This is a genomic window from Acetivibrio sp. (assembly GCF_035371925.1).
Taxonomy (GTDB): Bacteria; Bacillota; Clostridia; order Acetivibrionales; family Acetivibrionaceae; genus Hungateiclostridium.
Map to the genome: position 1 here is coordinate 1 of NZ_DAORXT010000032.1, position 21,505 is coordinate 21,505.

The 21,505-nt window shown below is 39.8% G+C and carries 19 protein-coding genes; 14 read left to right on the forward strand and 5 right to left on the reverse strand.

Features of this window, described 5'->3' with window-relative positions:
- The 9 genes from PLH43_RS06180 to PLH43_RS06220 form a co-directional block, all read left to right on the forward strand.
- Positions 1-372: ATP-binding cassette domain-containing protein (locus tag PLH43_RS06180; RefSeq protein WP_324361183.1), on the forward strand; the 372-nt coding region annotated here is incomplete at its 5' end.
- The gene (locus PLH43_RS06185; protein WP_324361185.1) at positions 369-2,909 is read left to right on the forward strand and encodes an ABC transporter permease; all 2,541 of its coding nucleotides are present in this window, start codon (positions 369-371) and stop codon (positions 2,907-2,909) included. The genes PLH43_RS06180 and PLH43_RS06185, both read left to right, overlap by 4 nt.
- A gap of 120 nt (positions 2,910-3,029) precedes the next feature.
- Positions 3,030-4,787, forward strand: coding sequence for an FtsX-like permease family protein (locus PLH43_RS06190; protein ID WP_324361187.1), 1,758 nt, complete (start codon positions 3,030-3,032; stop codon positions 4,785-4,787).
- Positions 4,788-4,860: 73 nt separating this feature from the next.
- Entirely contained in the window at positions 4,861-5,508 is a 648-nt protein-coding gene (locus tag PLH43_RS06195) for a CatA-like O-acetyltransferase (protein WP_324361188.1), read from the forward strand.
- A gap of 138 nt (positions 5,509-5,646) precedes the next feature.
- Positions 5,647-6,387, forward strand: coding sequence for a MerR family transcriptional regulator (locus tag PLH43_RS06200; protein ID WP_324361191.1), 741 nt, complete (start codon positions 5,647-5,649; stop codon positions 6,385-6,387).
- A 75-nt stretch (positions 6,388-6,462) separates the two neighbouring features.
- Positions 6,463-7,188 (forward strand): ABC transporter ATP-binding protein, encoded by a 726-nt coding sequence (locus PLH43_RS06205; protein ID WP_324361193.1) that lies wholly within the window; start codon positions 6,463-6,465, stop codon positions 7,186-7,188.
- Positions 7,185-7,928 (forward strand): ABC transporter permease, encoded by a 744-nt coding sequence (locus PLH43_RS06210; RefSeq protein ID WP_324361195.1) that lies wholly within the window; start codon positions 7,185-7,187, stop codon positions 7,926-7,928. The genes PLH43_RS06205 and PLH43_RS06210 overlap by 4 nt, the downstream gene beginning before the upstream one ends.
- Before the next feature lie 163 nt (positions 7,929-8,091).
- Positions 8,092-8,553, forward strand: a complete 462-nt coding sequence (locus PLH43_RS06215) for a MarR family transcriptional regulator (protein WP_324361197.1) — start codon at positions 8,092-8,094, stop codon at positions 8,551-8,553.
- A gap of 2 nt (positions 8,554-8,555) precedes the next feature.
- Positions 8,556-9,014, forward strand: coding sequence for a flavodoxin domain-containing protein (locus tag PLH43_RS06220; RefSeq protein ID WP_324361199.1), 459 nt, complete (start codon positions 8,556-8,558; stop codon positions 9,012-9,014).
- A gap of 265 nt (positions 9,015-9,279) precedes the next feature.
- On the opposite strand, the gene PLH43_RS06225 is transcribed toward PLH43_RS06220, so the two are convergent.
- Complete coding sequence (locus PLH43_RS06225; RefSeq protein WP_324361201.1) at positions 9,280-11,544, reverse strand: M56 family metallopeptidase; 2,265 nt, start codon at positions 11,542-11,544, stop codon at positions 9,280-9,282.
- Complete coding sequence (locus PLH43_RS06230; RefSeq protein WP_324361203.1) at positions 11,545-11,907, reverse strand: BlaI/MecI/CopY family transcriptional regulator; 363 nt, start codon at positions 11,905-11,907, stop codon at positions 11,545-11,547.
- Between the two features lie 293 nt (positions 11,908-12,200).
- Here PLH43_RS06230 and PLH43_RS06235 point away from each other — a divergent pair, with 293 nt between their 5' ends.
- The 5 genes from PLH43_RS06235 to PLH43_RS06255 all read left to right on the forward strand — a co-directional run bounded on the left by PLH43_RS06235 (position 12,201) and on the right by PLH43_RS06255 (position 18,800).
- Positions 12,201-13,304: an extracellular solute-binding protein gene (locus PLH43_RS06235; RefSeq protein ID WP_324361205.1), complete on the forward strand. Its 1,104-nt coding sequence runs from the start codon at positions 12,201-12,203 to the stop codon at positions 13,302-13,304.
- Positions 13,305-13,436: 132 nt separating this feature from the next.
- Positions 13,437-14,540: an ABC transporter ATP-binding protein gene (locus PLH43_RS06240; protein WP_324361206.1), complete on the forward strand. Its 1,104-nt coding sequence runs from the start codon at positions 13,437-13,439 to the stop codon at positions 14,538-14,540.
- Positions 14,537-16,192 (forward strand): iron ABC transporter permease, encoded by a 1,656-nt coding sequence (locus PLH43_RS06245; protein WP_324361207.1) that lies wholly within the window; start codon positions 14,537-14,539, stop codon positions 16,190-16,192. Before PLH43_RS06240 ends, PLH43_RS06245 begins: the two co-directional genes overlap by 4 nt.
- Positions 16,193-16,303: 111 nt before the next feature.
- Positions 16,304-18,028, forward strand: a complete 1,725-nt coding sequence (locus PLH43_RS06250) for a sensor histidine kinase (RefSeq protein ID WP_324361208.1) — start codon at positions 16,304-16,306, stop codon at positions 18,026-18,028.
- Positions 18,021-18,800: a response regulator gene (locus PLH43_RS06255; protein WP_324361210.1), complete on the forward strand. Its 780-nt coding sequence runs from the start codon at positions 18,021-18,023 to the stop codon at positions 18,798-18,800. The genes PLH43_RS06250 and PLH43_RS06255 overlap by 8 nt, the downstream gene beginning before the upstream one ends.
- Before the next feature lie 144 nt (positions 18,801-18,944).
- Here PLH43_RS06255 and PLH43_RS06260 read toward each other — a convergent pair whose 3' ends face one another.
- From PLH43_RS06260 to PLH43_RS06270, 3 genes are all read right to left on the reverse strand, one after another.
- Positions 18,945-20,135 carry a phosphopentomutase gene (locus PLH43_RS06260; protein ID WP_324361226.1) on the reverse strand — a complete coding sequence of 397 codons (1,191 nt, stop codon included), beginning with the start codon at positions 20,133-20,135 and terminating at the stop codon, positions 18,945-18,947.
- A gap of 70 nt (positions 20,136-20,205) precedes the next feature.
- Positions 20,206-20,874 (reverse strand): deoxyribose-phosphate aldolase, encoded by a 669-nt coding sequence (gene deoC / locus PLH43_RS06265; RefSeq protein WP_324361212.1) that lies wholly within the window; start codon positions 20,872-20,874, stop codon positions 20,206-20,208.
- A 136-nt stretch (positions 20,875-21,010) separates the two neighbouring features.
- Complete coding sequence (locus tag PLH43_RS06270; RefSeq protein ID WP_324361214.1) at positions 21,011-21,427, reverse strand: cytidine deaminase; 417 nt, start codon at positions 21,425-21,427, stop codon at positions 21,011-21,013.
- Positions 21,428-21,505: the final 78 nt, after the last annotated feature.

Genomic DNA, 21,505 nt, shown 5'->3' on the forward strand with positions numbered 1-21,505 from the left:
TACGAAAACATCGCTCTGCCTGTCCAGCTGGACGGGAACGAACCGGACAAGCCATACATAGACAAGATTATCAGAACACTGGGTCTTGAAAGTAAGCTATATAATCTGCCCAACAATCTTTCCGGCGGTCAGCAGCAGCGTGTGGCAATTGCCAGAGCTTTGGCGTCAAAGCCTGCTATTATTCTGGCCGACGAGCCTACGGGAAATCTGGACAGCAAGACCAGTCTCGATGTAATGGGACTTCTTAAGGTGACAAGCCAAAAGTTTAGGCAAACCATTGTTATGATTACGCACAATGAGGAAATAGCACAGATGGCAGACCGTATCATCCGCATTGAGGACGGCAAAATTGTAGGTGGTGATAGCCGATGATTACGGTAAAAAACAAAAAAGCCATCCGGAATTTGGCGGACAAAAGTTTTCGTGCCAACAGAACCCGCAATCTGATTGCGATCATTGCGATTGCTTTAACATCGGTGCTGTTTACCACCCTTTTTACGATGGGCATGGGCACGGTGGAAAGCCTGCAGAAGGCCGCCATGCGGCAGTCCGGCGGTGACGGGCATGCAGTACTCAAATATATTACCGACGAGGAATTCAACAATGTCAAAGACCATCCGTTGATAAAAGAAATTTCCTATAACCGGGCATTAAGCGACGGAGTGGAAAACGAAGTGTTTTTGAAGCGCCGTACGGAGTTTTGGTACTTTGACGATATCGGGATGAAGCTTGAATTTTCCGAACCCACAAACGGACATAAGCCTGTAGTTGAAAACGAAGTCATTGCAGACACAAAAACCTTGCAGCTTCTGGGTGTCCCCCTTGAAGTCGGTGCGCCGCTTACGCTGGTACTCAATATCAGGGGCGAGAAAGTAGAGAGGGATTTTGTCCTCGCAGGATGGTGGGAAAGCGACCCCGTCTTCAACGTGGGGAGGATAATTGCCTCTCGGGCCTATGTGAATGCCCATCTTGATGAGCTTAAAAACACTTTTAGTGAGGATTATTCGATGACAGGTACAATAAATGCCTGTATCATGTTTAAAAACAGCTTTGATTTGGAAGGAAAGCTGGAAAAAGTTATTACCGACAGCGGTTATTCGATGGATCCCAATTCGCCAGGTTATCTGGAGCATAATGTGAACTGGGCATACCTTTCTACCAATTTTGGTATGGATACAAATACGATGATTGTTCTGGTGTCCGGACTTATGCTCATCATTTTCACAGGATACCTTATTATCTACAACATTTTTCAGATTTCGGTCATCCGGGATATCCGGTTTTATGGTTTACTGAAAACTATCGGAACAACAGGAAAACAGATACGCCATATTATCCGAAGGCAGGCTTTGATTCTTTCGGCGATGGGCGTCCCTGCCGGACTTATTGCAGGATATTTCAGCGGTAAAGTTTTTGTTCCGCTTATTCTGAGCAACTCCACGTACGCCGGAAGTGCGGTATCCGTATCTCCAAGCCCGGTGATTTTCATAGGCGCAGCGCTGTTTTCCGTAATCACAGTATTCATCAGCACCTTTAAGCCGGGCAGAATAGCCGCTGCTGTATCGCCGCTGGATGCAGTGAGGTATACGGATGGGAACATCAAACAGATGAAAAAGCAGAAAAAATCTGTCAGTGGCGGGAAAATACATTACATGGCTTTGGCCAATTTGGGACGCAACAAAAAACGTACGGCTCTGGTGTTTATCAGCCTGTCTTTAAGTCTTGTTCTGCTGAACACGGTATTTACCCTGTCACAAAGCATTGACCTGAACAAATTTCTTGCCAAATTTGTGGATACCGATTTTCTAATTGCCCATGCAGATTACTTCCTTAATAGCTTCCGCGGTCCTGAAAACCAGACCAGTGAAAGCTTGATTCAGGCGGTAAAAGCCTGGCCGGGATTTGAAGAAGGCGGGCGGCTGTATGGCGGCAGAACGGAAATGTTTACTGTGGAGGATGAAAGAAACACAGAACAGAAATATAATATTGATGCCAACGGCGATTTCATAGCTGCGGTTTATGGCTTAGAGGAGCTGCCGCTAAAGAGACTGGAACTTATTGACGGCGAATTGGGTTTTAGAAAGCTGTCTTCCGGAAAATACATTCTGGAGGGTGTTTATCTGGACGACAATAATATACCGCAAATGGAAGCCACTCATTTTAAAGTGGGGGAAACGATTACGCTGCATAGCTACAAGGGGATGACGGAGAAACTCGGGTACAGTGAGTACACTACCCAGGAGTTTACAGTGCTTGGCCATGTTGCCGTTAAAACCTTTTACAATTCGGACCGGATAAGATGGGACTATACCTTCTACCTTCCGGCGGATGTGTACAAAACCCTGGTGGCAAATCCTGCAGTTATGAGCTATGTCTTTAATGTTTCCGACGACATGGAAGCCGAGATGGAGCAATTCTTGCAAAGCTACACCGATTCTGTGGAGCCTGCAATGAATTACAGCTCAAAGTTTACCTCACTCAAAGAGTTTTCCGACATGCGCAAAACCGTTGTTATGATTGGCGGGGCACTTAGTTTTGTGATTGGACTTATCGGGATACTCAATTTCACCAACACCATCCTTACAGGCATCCTTGCCCGCCAAAAGGAATTTGCAATGCTGCAGAGTATTGGCATGACACGGAAGCAATTATGCGGTATGCTGATGTTTGAAGGGTTATATTACTCGCTGGGAACCTGTGTGATTTCGCTTGCTTTCGGTACGATATTTTCACTTTTGGTTGTTAAGCCCTTGGAAAATCTGCTTTGGTTTTTGCGTTACCGGTTTATCCTGTGGCCGCTTTTAGCCGTACTGCCATTCTTGTTTGTGATTGGAGCAATTATTCCTTTGCTGTCGTATATCATGACCGACAGGCAAAGTATCGTGGAGCGGCTGCGCGAGGCGGAGTAGCTAGTTTTTAAGAGATCCGGGAAAACAGTTATTGTTGATTATCGTTAGAAATGTATATTCTAAAAACAGCCCTTTGAAAAACTTAAAAATATAGTATAACCCAATAAAAACAGCAACAGTTTGACAGATTACAACAGCTTGCTCTTTGTCCGGTTTGAAAATGCATGGAATGTCAGACAGAAGATTGACGATTTGAAAACGGATTACGGATTTTCCGATGAGCAAATTATAGAAAACGCCAAGCTGCTTGGGCTTTTAGGTCAAAGCGGCAGATCCTTTATGCTGCAAATATATGCTGCTGCCGGCTTTCTGTTTGTGCTGGTTATGGTTGCAGGCATTATGATGATTGCCAGCAGCCTAAACAGCAATGTAGCTTGGCGTACCAGGTTTTTCGGCATGATGCGCTGTCTTGGCGCGACACCTAAGCAGGTAATGCGTATAGTTCGCAAGGAGGCACTCCGCTGGTGCCGGTTTGCTATTCCTGCCGGAATTGCGATTGGTGTTGTCGTAATCTGGATTTTGTTTGCGGTTTTAAGAACTGCCAGCCCCGAGTATTTCGGTGAAATGGCTATCTTTGGTTTAAGCATTCCCAGTATTCTCGCCGGGATTATTGTGGGACTGCTAACAGTTTTGCTTGCAGCCCGTTCCCCGGCAAAAAAAGCGGCGAAAGTTTCCCCACTGGAGGCGGTTTCCGGTAACGCCAGCGGCTATCAGCAGGTAAAAAAAGCGGCAAATACAAAGCTGTTTAAAGTTGAAACAGCCATGGGAATCCATCATGCAAAAGCCAGCAAGAAAAACCTGATTTTGATGGTTGGTTCTTTTGCCTTAAGTATTATCTTGTTTCTTTCTTTTTCTGTGACCGTGGAATTTATGAATCATGCTTTAACTCCCCTGCGTCCCTGGACGGCAGATCTGTCTATTATCAGCCCGGACTATTCCTGCTCCATAGATAGTGAACTCTTGGGAAAACTTAAGGAAAACCCCGCAGTTAAATTAGTTTATGGACGGATGTTTGCCTATGATGTGCCGATTGCAGTGAACGGTTCACAAGAAAAGGTGGACCTAATTTCCTACGAGCAACGTCAGTTTGACTGGGCGAAAGATTATCTGTTAGAAGGTTCCATTGACGATGCTATAGAGAAGCCGAATACTGCTCTGATTGTCTTTGAGCCGGAAAATACGCTGCAGGTTGGGGATACTGTGACGATGACGATAAATAACAGGCTTCAGGAAATTCAGATAGTGGGTATACTTTCAACATCTTCCTTTAAAAATAATAATGATGCTGGAATTATGATCTGCTCGGAGGATACTTTCCGTCAAATTACGGGAGAATCCAAATACACTATACTTGATATAAAACTGAAGAAAAAAGCGACCGATGAAGATGTCAATGCCATCAAGCAACTGGCGGGCAGTTCCTATACTTTTTCCGATGAACGGATGAGCAAAAACAGTGTAATGGCAACTTATTATTGTTTCTGGCTGTTTATTTATGGCTTTTTGGTGATGATAGCATTGATTACGGTGTTCAATGTGATAAACAGCATTTCTATGAGTGTATCTGCAAGAACCAATCAGTATGGTGTTTTTCGAGCTATTGGTCTTAGCATGCGCCAACTTAAGAAAATGGTTATTTCCGAGGCCTGCACATATACTATCATTGGCAGTTTTGTGGGGAATGTATTGGGCCTGTTCTGCAACAAGACTTTATTTAGTATGATAGTAAGTTCTAACTGGGGAGCGCCTTGGACAATCCCATGGCTGGAACTGGGGGTTATTCTTCTGGTTGTGGTTCTATCTGTTGTTTTGGCAGTGCAAAAACCAATTAAGAAGCTCAAAGAAATGTCCATTGTGGACACAATAAGTATGCAATAATATTTATTTACAGCGAAAACGATTTCCTGTGGGGGATTAAATGCACAGTTTTAAATAGTAGGAGGCTGGCACCATGGAACGAAAACTTATTGATATGAACAAGTACGCACGGAAGGCTCACTTTGACTATTTCCTATCTTTAGAAAACCCGCATGTAGGGGTAACAGCAGATGTGGATGTTACGGAGCTTGTGACATTCTGCAAAGAAGGCGGATATTCCTTCTATCTTACCTTCATGCATGCAGCAGCGCTTGCAGCAAACCGTATTCCGGAATTCAGACAGAGAATAAGCGGTAACGGGATAGTCGAATATGATGAATGCGGAACATCCCATACGGAAAGTGTCGGTGACGGAACCTACTGCTACTGTACGCTTTATCATCATATGTCCTTCAGAGAGTATATCCAGTATGCCGAAGCGCAAAGGAAGGCGTGCCGTGAGAGAAACAGCATCGAAGAGGACGATGACGCGGAGGGCCTCTATTTTGTTTCATCACTTCCATGGCTTCACTACAGTGCGGTAATTCAGCCTACAGCCGGCAGGAAAGATTCCAATCCCAGAATCACATGGGGAAAATATCAGAAAGATCATGCCGGAAGACTCATGATGCCGGTTACAGTTCTTTGCCATCATGCGCTGGTTGACGGTTTACATCTTTCCAGATTCTATGCTAATCTTGATAAGGAGATTTATGCAATAATTGAGCAATCTGATAACTAAAATATTATCATTTCTTTATTTAGGGGTGTACAGAGGATACTGTGATTTTTTGTATTTATAAAATATACCCTCCACTATAACACCATACTTATAATCAGTGTTATTCTTCATAGTGCAAATATTAGGGAGGTGAATAATTTGAAAAAATATAAAACTTCTGAAGTTGCGACGATTGTTGGCATACATCCCAATACAGTGCGCTTATATGAAGAATGGGGAATGATTACCAAGCCGGAAAGACAAGAAAATGGATATCGGATATTTACTGATTTGCACATAATGCAAATCAAACTAGCTCGTACCGCATTTCAAATTGAAATAATGCAAAATGGCTTGAGAAAGAAAATTATTGAAGTGGTAAAGACTACTGCAACAGGAGATTATGATAGAGCTATTTTACTTACAGAGGACTATTTGAAGCAATTACAACATGAGCGTGATAATGCAGAAGAAGCCATTCAAGTTGTTCATGATATTTTATCCGGCAGTGAAGATACGAATATACTTTGCATGAAGCGAAAAGAGGTATCAGAATATCTAAATATTTCAATGGATACATTACGAAATTGGGAAATGAATGGGTTAATACAAGTCAAAAGGAAGCAAAATGGCTATCGTGTTTATACAAATGATGATATAAAAAGATTAAAAATTATCCGCACATTAAGATGTGCAAACTATTCCCTGGAATCAATTTTGCGTATGCTTAAGCAGTTATCCCAAAATTCCAATACCGATATACGATCAGCTTTAAATACCCCAAATTCAAATGATGATATTATTTCTGCTTGCGACAGGTTAATACTATCGTTAACTTATGCTGAAGATAATGCAAGGAAAATAATTGAAATGCTATATGAAATGAAAAATTTATTTTAATTTAAACCTCCATTTTACCACCAATGTTTTAAACGGTGGTATTCTTTTATTTGACAAAAACAAGGAGGCGATGAAATGGAGGAAGTAATCAAAGTTGATCAGTTGTCAAAAACATATGGCAATCTGCTTGCAGTGGATAATATCAGTTTATCCGTAAAATGTGGTATGGCTTTTGGCTTGCTGGGAGCAAATGGTGCAGGTAAGAGTACGACAATGGAATGTATTTTGGGAACAAAGCAAGCTGATAAAGGTCGGGTTTCCATTTTGGGCTACAACCCGCAAAAAGATAGGCGCAAGCTTTTTCAAAAAGTAGGTGTTCAGTTTCAAGAGTGTGATTATCAGCCGGAAATTAAAGTTTCAGAGCTATGTGAAGAAACCGCGTGCCTATACAAAACTCCTGCGGATTGGAGGGAACTGTGCAGTCAATTCGGCATCGGAAGCAAAATAAAAAATGCTGTAAAAAGTCTCTCAGGTGGTGAACGGCAAAAATTGTTCATTGTTCTTGCCTTAATTCCAAATCCGGAGATTGTATTTCTTGATGAATTGACAACAGGCCTTGATGCAAAAGCTCGTCGAGATGTTTGGAAGATTTTATTGGCATTGAAAGAGAAAGGCTTAACTATTTTCTTAACTTCTCATTTCATGGACGAAGTGGAAGTGCTCTGTGACGAGATATGTATTTTGAAAAAAGGTAAAGTTGTGTTCTATGGAACAGTAGAAGAATCAAAGGTAGTAAGTGGCAGTGAAAAGTTCGAGGATGCTTATCTGATATTATCCGGTGAGGAGGTTGATGAAAAATGAAATCTTTTTTAACACTATTGAAAAATGAATTGAAGCTTAACATCAGAAATATGAATATGGTTATTTTTGCTGTCATAATGCCGCTGGTTGTTCTGCTGATTCTTGGGCTTTTGAATGGTACAAGGCCTGCAGTCGATGGAGTGGAATATACATTTATGGAGCAATCTTTAGGAGCTCTTTGTACGATTTCAATCTGTGCAGGAGGTCTGATGGGGTTACCCCTTGTTGTATCCGAATATCGGGAGCGTAAAATTTTAAAACGCTTTCAGGTTACACCTGTTAGTCCTATAAAGCTTCTGGTTGTTGAACTTTGTATTTATATGATTTATTGTTTAGTATCTATGATCACCTTGATTCCTGCAGCAATGATATTTTGGAAAGTAAAAATACATGGCTCGTGGCTGGCATTTTTAGGCAGCTGGCTGCTTACTATGATATCTACTTTAAGTATTGGAATGATGGTAGGCGGTGTTGCAAAAAATTCGAAGAGTGCAAGCGTGATTGCTTGTTTATTGTATTTTCCGATGCTGATTTTCTCCGGAACAACACTTCCTTTTGAAGTCATGCCTGAGGCTATTCAAAAAATAGTAAGTGTATTTCCTATGACACAAGGTATTCAGTTGATGAAAGCAACTTTTTTAGGGCTTTCAGTAGATAATATAAAACTACCTGTTATTGCTATGGTGGCAGTAACCATCCTATGCACAGGAATTTCTATAAAATATTTTAAATGGGAGTAGCAAGCAGAATTTAAAATTACATCAGTATTATCATATACATTGGTTATGTGCTTATCTTATTTATTTTCAGGAATAATTTTTCATTGACATTGATAAAAAAGGTTGATATAGTTTAGTTACTAAACTGTTTAGTAACTAAACTATTATATTATAGGGATGGACAATGAGTAAATACATTGAAATTGCGCAGATTATGGAGCGTATTATCCATAAATATATCAGAAATGAAGATATTAAAAGAAGTTATGGTACAGAGTCTCTCCTGACACGAAAAGAAATTCATACGATTGAGTATATAGGAGAAAATCCGGGAATTAACCTTAAGTCTCTCGCTGAAATGCAGGGTGTTACTAAAGGTGCTGCATCGCAAATGGTCAGTAAGTTGGTTGAAAAAGGATATATCCAACGCAAGGAATCACTATCGTCCGGCGCCGAGATTTCCTTATATCTAACTGAAAAAGGAGAGACTGCTTTTAAAGGGCACTTGGAATATCATAAGCGGGTAGGAAAGGTCTGGAGAAGGTTGCTTGATAATATGAGCGAAAGCGCCATAAATGAAATGATAGAATTTCTGCATTCTTTCGAGATAGAGCTTGATAAAGAATATGAAGACGAAGGAGAATAAAAATGAAAACAGCAATATTATATGAATCATGGCACCATGGAAATACAAAAAAACTTTGTGATGCAATTAAGAAAGAATATGATGTCATACTACTTAATGTAAAGGAAGATGATATTAGACTGGAAGGATATGATCTTATTGGAATTGCATCCGGTATTGCTTATAGCAAATTTTATAAAGAAATCGAACAAGTAACCAAAGAGAAATTGCCGGAAGGTAAAAATGTGTTTCTTATGTATACCTGCGGAAAACCGGGACAGGATTTTGAGAAGAACATAAAGAACACTCTTTCTTTGAAAAAATGTAATGTTCTTGGCACTTATTGCTGCAAGGGCTATGACACATATGGTCCGCTTAAGCTTATTGGAGGAATCAACAAGGAGAATCCTACTGAAGATGAAATTTATGGTGCAGTGAGATTTTATAGAGAAATAATCAACAAATTGCAAATAGACATATGATGGAATCATCAAAGGAAAGATTCTAATCAAAATTTCTATGATTATATAGTGTCTTTTATATATGATAATACTGATTATTTGCAATTAACTTGTCTTACACAAGGAGAAGGTGGGAATATCCTTTGTGTATTGAAAACAGAACCAAATTCTAATTAAACATGACATTTAAAGCAATGCAAAGGTAAAAGGGGAATAATTAAACCTTGATTGGCTAAATGCCTTTCAAGGTTTAATTTGTGTTGGTGGGATTACCTAGTATCTAGTACTACAGCCCTGAAACATCAATTCCGGTAACCTTCCATGTATCCGTTAAGGAATCTGTCAGCTTCATAGAAACTGCTGCATTGATTAATGAGCTGCTGCCGTCTAAGCGAACTGTTGCATGAGCATCGACTTTGCCGATGTCCATGTTGTCAACCGGATATGATATATCAAGTACAGATACGCTATTACTCTTTTTCGTGATTCCTTTCATATTATGCCCATCTGCCATGCAATATTGGTTCAATTCCTCGGTTTGACCGGTAAAGTATAGGGTCAGTGCATCCCTAATCACTGAGTCTATATTGGCATCACTGTATCGGAAATTTTTAAGCTCCCATTTTCCTTCACCAAGATAGCCAATATCCGCATTTATTCTGTGGCCTGTATATTCTCCGGAGAAAAAGACATCAGAATATCCGGCAAGGTCTGCATTTAGTTCAATCCGGTCTTCAACGAAATGAATTTGAATCTGCATACCGGCGTGGAATTTATAGTTAACGCTGCTGTTTCTGAATTCATTATCCATAGGCAGTGTGAGACCTACATATTTACTGTCAAATAACAGTTTAATGCTGTCTTTTGTATATACAGTATCAAATTTTGCTTCCAGCTGAGGCAGATATTCATCCTCAACCAATTGATACATATACCATTTTCCGCCGTTTGCTTTATCCACCATGAATAATGTCTTTATCGAACAGCCTGTGCCATGTTTAACATATATGATAATTGCAAGTTCGTTTTCGCCGTCCCCATCAAAATCTTTTTCATTTAAAAGGGGTTGGACCATGTAGTTGGAGGTATAAGGTACCTCTGCCAGGATATATTTATTGTCTACAGTTTTTACAAGAATACTTTCCGTATCTGAGGTCCCGTACAGCAAAAAGTGCTTAGTTTTGCCGATTAAATTAATGTTTTTTGCCATATCGCCCTCAAAAACAGGATGAAAACTGCTAAAATCATTGGCGTAATCCGGTGCGTCCAGTATGAGCTTTTTTAAATCGGAATCCGGTTCAAAAGTAGTTCCGACGATTAATTTTTCACCCCAGAACTCCTTATCTTCCGTATAGCTATTCTGATTTTCGGTTTTCTCGCCATTTTCAGCCCAAGCATCATCAGCTGTGTTATTGTCGGATACTTCTTCTTTTTCTGATGCCGGGGTTTTTTCCGCAGCATCTTCACCGATATCTCTTTGAGTCCCATTCAGTTTGTTTTGGTTGTATGTATCTTCAGCATGCTTTTTTCCTGCCGTAAGGAATAATACTCCGCAGGCCAGTATTACGGCAGCCAATGCAATACTCATGATACGGTGCGGCTTTTTGGAGCAGAGTATATGCTTAATTCTGTTTTCAACATTATTTTTCGCAAAACCTATTGTCAATGGAAATCCACTGGCTTTCTTTGAAAAATCCAATATGGTTTGTGAATATTGCCTTTTCTCGTTTAGTCCTTTTCCTCTTAATACACGTTCATCGCAATACATTTCCATATCTTTTCCCATCAGGGAGAATGCAATCCAGACAAAAGGATTGAACCAGTGTACAGTCAAAGCAACGGTTGCCATACACTTTATCCACGGATCAAAATGCTTGATATGCTCCATTTCATGGGTAAGAATATCCTCGCGCTGATGTCCTTCAAGTCCGGCCGGAATGTAGATTTTAGAAGGAATACCGGGCATAACAAACGGAATGTCACAGGCTGAAGTTTCCCATATGTTATTATCTACTTTAATAGCCACATTTACCATGTGCCTCAATTTTATGTACTGTATAAGGAAATAAACGGTGAATGCTATGATTCCCAAAAGCCATACAAAGGATAAATATTCGACTAATCTGTGCTTTCCTGTGGGAATGGAACCGGCGTTATTTGAAGGTGTGATATTATTTTCTGTCAAATTGTCTTTATCGAGTCTGCTCCCCTGTGCATTATCTGCCGGGGTTGAATTACTGTTACCGATTGGGTTGGATTCATCTTTTTGTTGATATGTATTAGAGCTATTGTAATTTGATTGATTTTGCCTCAAGCTGTCGGAGCTTTCATAGACGCCTTCATTAAAATTAAGTATTGCTACGTTTCGTATTGTATTAAACGGACCTGTGACCAGCGGAGTAAACAACAGCTCTGCAAGCAGCAGTATCCAAAGAACTGTAACATATCTTTTTGAAAAGTTTTTTGTAAGCTTACGTATTATTAATATTACCAATATAAAAATTATACCGGTAAAACTGTTTTGAAGCATCAGTTCAAATAACTTGGTCATTTATTCACCCTCCCTGGTATCGTCTATGAGCCTCTGAAGATATTCAGCTTCTTCCCGGGTCAGCTTTTTATCCTGTAAAAACGCTGAGATAAATGCAGGCAGGCTTCCTTGAAATTTTTTATCCAGAAAGTCACGGACCTCCTGCTTTTGAATGCTGTCTCGCGAAACAAGTGCCTTAACTACTGCATTTTCATTGGACAGAATCTCTTTTTTGCACAGGTTCCGGATTACGGTAAACGTTGTGGATTTTTTCCATCCGAGCTTCTCGTAACATATCTTTACCAGTTCCATTGAATTTATGGGCTCCACATCCCATACAATGCACATAAACCGATATTCACTGTCGTTTAAATAGTATTTCATAACATTCTCCTTTCTCTTTAGTTCAGGTTTATAACTATCGACCTCTTAAGTTTATCACTATAAACCTCTCCTGTCAATAGCGTTAATTTATGTGGGTAGATTGAAAATTTATTCTATTTTGACTAATCAGAGCAATTGTTAATGTACCCTTTGATAAGTAGTCCCCAATATTTCCCTTTTTTATTTTGCACCTTTGTGTTTAATAGTAGGATTTATTTATACCTTTATTAGCAGTAATATTAAAACATAAGGAAATGACGTAACAAAAAATTAGTCTTAGGAGGACGAAGTGCATGAAAATTAAAAGAAGTTGGTTAGCACTTATGTTGGTGGCCGTGATGGCAATTTCTATGACTGCATGTTCGGGTACAAAGTCAGAAACGAATAAAGGAGGCACAACAAACAAGCCTCAAAACACAGCAGCTAAAACTGAAGATACCGGCAATAAAGAAGAGAATGTATTGGTAGTATATACTGCAAGAAGTGAAGAATTAAACAAAGCAGTTATTTCAGAGTTTGAAAAAGAAACCGGAATCAAAGTTGAATTGGTAACAGCAGGTACAGGAGAATTACTTAAGCGTGTAGAGTCAGAAAAAGACAACCCATTGGGTGATATTTTATGGGCAGCAGACCGTACAATGCTTTCCGCATCTGAGGACTTGTTTATGGAATATGTATCCAAGGAAGACGGAAATATGATGGATGGATTCCAGAACACAACAGGACATTTTTCACCGGCATTTGCAGACCCAGCAGTATTTATTGTTAATACTGACTTAAAAGGTGATATGAAAATAGAAGGATTTGAAGATTTATTGAATCCTGCATTAAAAGGAAAGATTGCTTTTGGAGATCCTGTTAACTCCAGTTCGGCATTCCAGTCTTTAGTTGCAATGCTGTATGCTATGGGCGAAAACAATGACCCAATGTCCGATAAAGCATGGGAGTTTGTAGACAAATTCTTAAAGAATCTTGACGGAAAAATGGCAAACAGCTCCAGCCAGGTATATAAAGGCGTAGCAGAAGGTGAATATGTTGTAGGACTTACTTGGGAAGACCCGGCTGCTAAATATGTAAAAGAAGGCGCTAACGTTGAGGTTGTATTCCCTAAAGAAGGAACCATTTTCCCAGGTGAATCTGTGCAGATTATAAAGAATGCTAAACATCCGGAAAATGCAAAGAAATTCGTAGACTTCATGTTGTCTCAAGAGGTTCAGAACAGAGTAGGTTCTGAATTAACAGTTCGTCCTCTTAGAAAAGGCGCAACATTGGCAGATTATATGACCCCTCAGTCCGAAATTAAGTTATTCAGTAACTATGATGAAGGATGGGTTGCTGCAAACAAATTGGCAATTACAAATAAGTTTAGCGAGCGCCTGGAATCATCTATGGACTAATACTCGATAAATAAATCATTGGATTACTAAAACAGGGCCGCTTAAAGCAACGTTACGCCGGGAAAAACTCATGGCGCGACAGGCAAAAAGTGGCCCTTGATATTTTAATACTGATAAAGGAGAGGGCAAATAATGAGCGTAGCTATCAATATAGAGAATGTCGTAAAGCGTTTTGGAAAAGAGACAGTTATAAACGGATTATCGCTGGATATAAAACCCGGAGAATTTTTTACATTGCTTGGACCGTCCGGTTGCGGAAAGACCACGCTTCTTCGTATGATAATCGGATTTAATTCCATTGAAGGCGGACAGATTAAAATTGATGGGAAAGTAATAAATAATATTCCTACCAATAAGAGAAATATGGGTATGGTATTTCAAAACTATGCGATATTTCCGCATATGTCGGTTAAAAATAATATAGCCTTTGGTTTAAAAAACAGAAAAGTACCTAAAGATGAAATTGAAAAAAGAGTGGATGAAATCTTAAAAATTGTTAAGATAGATCATTTAAAAGACAGAATGCCGCAAAAAATGTCAGGAGGACAACAACAGCGTATTGCACTGGCCAGGGCCATTGTTATTCATCCGGAGGTTCTTTTGATGGACGAGCCTCTTTCCAACTTGGATGCAAAGCTGCGTACAGAGATGAGAAATGCAATAAAACAGATTCAGCAGCAGGTGGGAATTACAACAGTGTATGTAACCCATGACCAGGAAGAAGCATTGGCGGTATCTGACCGAATTGCGGTTATGAACGGTGGAGTAATTCAGCAGATCGACACTCCTAAAAATGTTTACCAGCGTCCGTCAAACACATTTGTTTCTACTTTTATTGGACTTTCCAACATAATGGATGGGGTTCTGGAAAGCAATGAAAACGGCAAAGCTTTAATAAGAATTGGCAATTATAAGTTCCAAATGAATAACATCAAAAAAGATTGCGGTTCTAATTGCCGTGTCAAGGTATCGGTCCGCCCTGAAGAGTTTATCATTAACAAAGAAACAGAGGAAGGCATTCCGGTTACAGTAAAAAGCAGTGTTTTCCTTGGGGTTACAACCCATTATTTTGTTGAAACCAAAGAAGGACAAGAGATAGAAGTAATACAAAGCTCAGATATTGGAGAAATTATTCCAAACGGAAAGAAAGTCCATCTAAAAGTACAGGTGCAAAAAATAAATGTGTTCAGTGAAGACGGCAGCAGGAGCTTTATAGATAGGGAGGTCCGCCCATGAATACCGCAAAAAAGAAATTGAACATATGGCTGGTATTGGCATTGGCAATATTAGCTTTGTTTTTAATTTTTGTAGTGTATCCTCTAGGACTTATTTTGTATAAGAGTATTTTGATGGAGGACGGCACAATAAGCTTTTCTTACTTTACAAAGTTCTTCTCCAAAAAGTTCTATTGGAGTACGCTGATTAACAGCTTTAAGGTTACGATAGCTTCAACTTTGGTATCGGCTGTTTTGGGACTAATTATGGCTTATTTGCTAAGAAGCATAAAGATTAAAGGCAGCAAGTATTTAAACATTCTTATTGTTATATCCTATTTGTCACCTCCGTTTATCGGAGCCTATGCATGGGTACAGCTTCTTGGAAGAAACGGAGTTATAACAAGAGTTTTAAATTCTGTTTTTAATACCCAGCTCGGCGGTATTTACGGATTTGCAGGTATTGTTCTGGTTTTCTCATTGCAGTCTTTCCCTTTGGTTTATATGTATGTTTCCGGTGCATTGAAAAATTTGGACAATTCCTTGAATGAAGCGGCAGAAAGCCTTGGATGTTCAACAGTTCAAAGAGTCTGGAAGGTTATCGTGCCGTTGATAACCCCAACATTGTTGGCCAGTTCACTGCTGGTTTTCATGCGTGTATTCTCAGACTTCGGTACACCAATGCTTATCGGTGAAGGTTATAAGACATTTCCGGTACTGTTGTATAGCCAGTTTATGGGTGAAGTAAGTACCGACGCCCACTATGCAGCGGCCCTTTGTGTTATTGTAATTGCAATTACATTGGTTATGTTCTTCTTGCAGAAGTACATTGGAAATCGTCTGACCTACTCCATGTCGGCGCTAAAACCGTTGGAGCCTGAGAAAAAGACCGGAATTGGCAATATTCTTGCCCACGCCTTTGTATATTTGGTTGTATTTGTTGCAATTTTACCGCAGTTAACGGTAATTACCACATCCTTCTTGGAAACGAGAGGTGCTTCATATACCGGTCAATTTACTTTGCAAAATTATAAAAATATTATAATGCCGAAAAATATTAGTACAATAACCAACACTTATTTATTTGGCATAGCTGCAATACTAATAGTTGTTGTTCTCGGAGTCTTGATATCTTATTTGACTGTAAGAAAGAAGTCCTTCTTAACATCCATAATAGATACCTTGACAATGTTCCCATATATTATACCCGGTTCGGTATTAGGTATTTCCTTCTTGTATGCGTTTAACAAAAAGCCGTTGCTTTTAAGCGGAACAGCAATCATAATCATTATTTCATTGTGCATCAGGCGTATGCCTTATACCATCCGTTCCAGTACGGCTATAATCGGACAGATAAGTCCAAGTATTGAAGAAGCTGCAATAAGCTTAGGATCTACAGAGGTTAAGTCCTTTATAAAAATAACAGTACCGATGATGATGGCCGGCGTATTATCCGGTGCAATTATGAGCTGGATTACCCTGATTAGTGAGCTAAGTTCCTCCATTATTTTATATACAAGTAAAACTCAAACTTTGACTGTAGCAATTTATACGGAAGTTATTCGCAGTAACTTTGGAAATGCAGCTGCCTACTCAACGGTATTGACAATTACCAGTGTTTTATCCTTGCTGTTATTCTTTAAGGTATCGGGAAGCGAAGATATAAGTGTATAGTTAAACTCCTATTGTCAAATAACAATATATTATAGCTAATTGCTATAATATATTGTTATTTGCATTAGGGCTTTTATTTTGCAATATTTACGGAAGCAGAGAGGGAACAATATGACACCTAATCGATATAGAAGCTATGTACAGAGAACATTTTACCGTTATACATTTTCAATAATACTGTTTCTTTGCATATTGGTATTTTTATTTCTGACAATTGATATCAAATGGCTTACCAGAAGCAAAAGCCAGAGGAATAGTGCAAGGATTGCAGAGGTCTTGGAAGAGGAAATAGTAAGCTCAAAAGAAGGGCTAAAGGTTCTTGCCGGCGATTACCGAATAATAAACTTGTGTAAACAACAAACAAATGAACTGACTGCAAATGTAAACCGCATGCTTTACGATTTCTCAAATTCCCGGGAAATTCGTGGAGTATTTACCCTTGTAGATTTACAAGGAAATATAATTTGTTCAAATCTATATAAAAACAATCGAAATATATTTTTGCAAAGCTTTCTTTATAAAAGCTTGGTTTCCAATATGTTATCGGAGCCTGAGAGGATCTTTTTGACTCCAAGCCGTCTGAATTATTCCCATAATCAGACGGGAGATTTGCTGATAGGATGTACTGTGAAGGACGGACGTGAAGCTATTGGCTTTTTGTTCTTTGAATTGCTGGATGAAGAAATATATGAGGCTGTAAGAGGATATAATGTAGATGATTTGATTTTAACCGATCAGTTTAACAATTTGATTTTTTCCATTGGAAGACAAAGCGAGGATTCAATGGGAAAGTATCCCGTTGAAAGTTCCCAGTTTAAAAAGAATCAAGTTAATATAATTGAGTTAAATGGGAAGCAATATCTGATAATAAAGAATGTTCTCAACGGCGGAAGCCTGTATCTATATACTTTGACATCTATAAGTTTCCAGCAGGATCTTTTTCGATATGCGATTTTGTTTCTTGTAATTGTGGGAATATTAATAATAGTACTTCTAAAACCTCTAACTTTGATTGTCACGGATAAAAATTTACATGCCATAGAAGAGCTAAGAAAATCTATATTAGAGATGGGAAAAGGGAATATGGAATATTCATTGCGTCCCCATGTTTTTATGGAGTTTCAGGAATTGAACGATACTTTCCGGCAAATGGTATTGCAGCGTGAAGAGCTTCAAAAAAGAAACAATGAATTGATGGAAAGAAAAAGAGTAATGGAAATAAGACAGCTGGAAGAAAAGATTAATCCGCATTTTTTATTTAATGTTTTGGAAACTTTACGTTATGAGGTTATGATTGATCCGGCTAAAGCTTCAGAGATGATAATGGCTTTTGCAAATATAATGCGCTATAACATATACTATGGAGATACTATTGTACCTCTTAAGACAGACATAGAACATGTAAAGGATTATTTAATGTTGCAAAAGATGCGTTATAACCGTCGTTTGACCTATAGTGTCGATATACCGGAAGAACTTATAGAATGTAAAATTCCCAAATTGGTAATTCAGCCAATTGTAGAGAATGCATTAAAACATGGAATGAAAGGTGTTGAGACTATTAATGTAAAGATTACTGCATCCGTTGAAAACGAAAATTTGAAACTGAGTGTTCGGGATAATGGTTCGGGAATTGAGCCTGAAATACTGGATGAATTAATTAAGGATTTGGAAAGGGAAGATGTATCTAAAGAGCACATAGGAATGTATAATTCTCATAGAGTTGTAAGGCTTTTATACGGACCGCCGTATGGGATAAAAATAGAAAGTACCTATGGGAAAGGCACGCTGGTAGACATAATTCTTCCAATGAGCAAGGGGAATGATAATGCATAAGGTGTTAATCGTAGAAGATGAAGACATTATGCGAAAAGGATTAATGTTTATGCCCAAATGGCATGAAGTGGATTGTATTGTGGTTGGAGAAGCTGTAAATGGCCAGGATGGCTTGGAGAAAATTCAAAAATACCGTCCGGACATTGTAATTGTAGACATTAACATGCCAGTCATGGATGGGCTTGAAATGCTGGAAAAAAGTATAGGGGAATATGGATATGATGCCGTTATTGTGTCTGGCTATGGAGAATTTGAATATGCAAGAAAAGGCATTAGCTTGGGAGTTACGGAATACCTGCTAAAGCCTATTGATTATCCTAAGCTCTATGAAGCCATTCGAAAGATTCAGGCTAAGAGAAATGCGGATACCAATATAAAGAATGCAATTCGTCAGATTGACGTTGAAAAGAAAAAGTTGGGAATCTTGGAATATGAGGAAAGAAAAACGGGGAACCGTTATGTAGATTTTATGATCCGGGCAATTCATGACAATTATAATACACGGCTGGCTCTTAGCGATATTAGTGAGCAGTGCCAAATGTCTTGTACTTATCTAAATGTAAAATTTAAAAATGAGACGGGATATACATTTAACGATTATCTGAACCGGTACCGTATCCAAAAGGCGGTAGACTTGTTAAGGGAAAATCAGTATAAGGTATATGAAATTGCAGAAATGGTTGGTTTTTCCGATTATAAATATTTTATTAAGGTATTTAAAAAATATATAGGTTGTTCTCCGGCGCGTTTCATAAGCGAGAACACAGATTAGACAGAAGAAAAGGAGGTAGCTGAAATAATCAGCTGCCTCCTAATCGTTGCTATAATATACTTTCTCTTTTTCAAAGCATTTGCCGGCACTTTAATTTCCACAGTAAGCGTAGCTTATCTCTTCCCTTTCCTTGATAATGTCGTGTTACTTCAGCAGAGGAAGAAGTGATGTACCGATAGTGCCTTCGGGCATGGATACGTCGAAGTTATCGGCGATGGTAGCACCAACAACGGCGAAGGTTTCCTGCTCAGGCAGAGGGCCAAACCCGGTCATGGACGGTGAATATGCTATGAAGGGAACCTTTTCTCGGGTATGGTCGGTGCCTGTGTAGGTTGGATCGTTGCCGTGGTCAGCAGTGAGGATTAATAAATCGTCTTCTTTTAGCAGAGGCAAAAGTTCTCCTAACTTTACATCAAACTTTTCAATCTCTTCTGCGTATCCTTTCGGATTCCTGCGGTGCCCCCAAAGTGCGTCAAAGTCCACCAGATTGACAAAGCACAAGCCGTTAAAATCGCTTTTTGCAATGTCTATGGTCTGTTCCATGCCATGAACGGAAGACTGAGATTTGTGGGCAACGGTGATACCCTCACCGTCGTAAATATCTTTAATCTTGCCCACAGAAATTACGTCAAAGCCGTTATTTTTCAAGGCATTTAAGGCAGTTGGCCCAAAGGGCTTGAGTGCATAATCGTGGCGGTTGCTGGTACGGCGGAATTCGCCTCGTTTTTTGCCTACATAGGGGCGGGCGATAACACGTCCCACTTTCCATTCATCCCTCATGGTAAGTTCCCGGGCAATTTCACAGCAGCGGTACAGCTCATCAAGGCCAAAGGTTTCCTCATGGCCGCAGATTTGCAGTACCGAATCCGCCGAGGTATATACAATCATAGCACCGGTGGCGATTTGCTCTTCACCCAACTCGTCAATGATTTCGGTGCCGCTGGCGCTTTTGTTGCCGATGATGCGGTGACCTGTGCGTGCCTCAAGCTCGGCAATAAGCTCAGGGGGAAAACCGGTTTCGGTAAAGGTTTTAAAGGGTGTATCCACTCTCAGACCCATCAGTTCCCAGTGGCCGGTCATGGTGTCCTTGCCCTTGCTTATTTCCTTGAGTGCACAGTAATAACCCAGCGGGCGCTCAACTGGGGATACATTGGTGAGAGGCCGCAAGTTTGCGATACCTATTTTTTGAAGGTTTGGAATATTAAGTCCGCCCACGGTTTCGGCAATATGACCTAGAGTGTCTACGCCTATATCTCCATAGTCGGGGGAATCCTCCATAGCACCAATACCTATGGAATCGAGAACAATGGTAAAAATACGTTTATATTTTTTCATCATAGACCTTCCTTTCAAAGAAACAAAGCTGGTTAATATACAAAAATTTAGCGTAAAACTATGAAACAGTTTAATACGAACTGTCTGCCGGCTGGGATTTCATGAGTTTCACCAGGCGGCTGGTACCTAAGCGGTCGGCACCAAGCTCAATATATTTTTTGGCATCATTAAAATCGGAAATACCACCTGCAGCCTTGATTTTAACATTGGGGCCAACATGTTTTTTAAACAGCTCAATATCTTCAAAGGTAGCTCCTGCAGTGGAAAATCCGGTGCTGGTTTTAATATAGTCTGCTCCGGATTTGGTCACCAAATCGCACATAACAATCTTTTCGTCTTCGGTAAGCAGGCAGGTTTCAATGATGACCTTCAGAATGCGTTCGCCGCAGGCCTGTTTAATAGCTTTAATTTCCTCCAGGACATAATCATATTCTTTGTTTTTCAAGGCGCCTATATTTATAACCATATCGATTTCATCTGCGCCGTTTGCTATGGCGTCTTGGGTTTCAAAAACCTTTGCGTTGGTAGTCATATTGCCGTTGGGAAATCCGATAACGGTGCAGATGGCCATACGGCCGCCTACATATTCTTTTGCGCGGGCCACATAGCATGGCGGAATGCATACCGAAGCGGTTTGATACTTGATGGCATTGTCGCAAAGTGCCTGGATTTCGGGCCAGGTAGCAGTTTGCAACAGTAATGTGTGGTCTACATGGGATAATATGTTTTGTGTGTTCATAGCATTGCCTTCCTTTCTTCCATATATTATATATCGGCGCAAACAATTAATCTACTGAAAAAATATCCAAGATACCATGATACTGATTACCCTGGATATAGTTTTTCTACTTTTATATTTCCAAATCCTTTGTTTTTTATATTTCCAAATCTTTTGGTCCAAAGCCCATGGGAAGAATTTGCTCCAATGTAAACACTTCGTAATGCTCCGGGTCTTTTGCAAGTATTACCTCAAAGGTTTTGGGATCGCAAAATTCCATCATGACCTGACGGCACACTCCGCAGGGAGCACACAAATCCAGAGCTTGTGCCCCTTCCGGACCGCCGACTATTGCGATGCAAGAAAACTCCTTGACGCCTTCGCTAACTGCTTTAAAGAAAGCAGTACGTTCAGCACAGTTGCTGGGGGTGTAGCCGGCATTTTCAATGTTACAGCCGGTATACAACTTTCCGTCTTTCGATAATAGTGCTGCCCCTACCTGAAAATGCGAATAGGGGGAATAAGACTTTTTACGTGCTTGTAAAGCATGAGAGATAAGTTCTGACCGTGTCATAAAAACGCTCCTCTCTGTAAGTTTTTAAGAAATGCTGCTTCGCCGGTTTTGGGTGGGGCGAAGCAGCAAATAAACAGT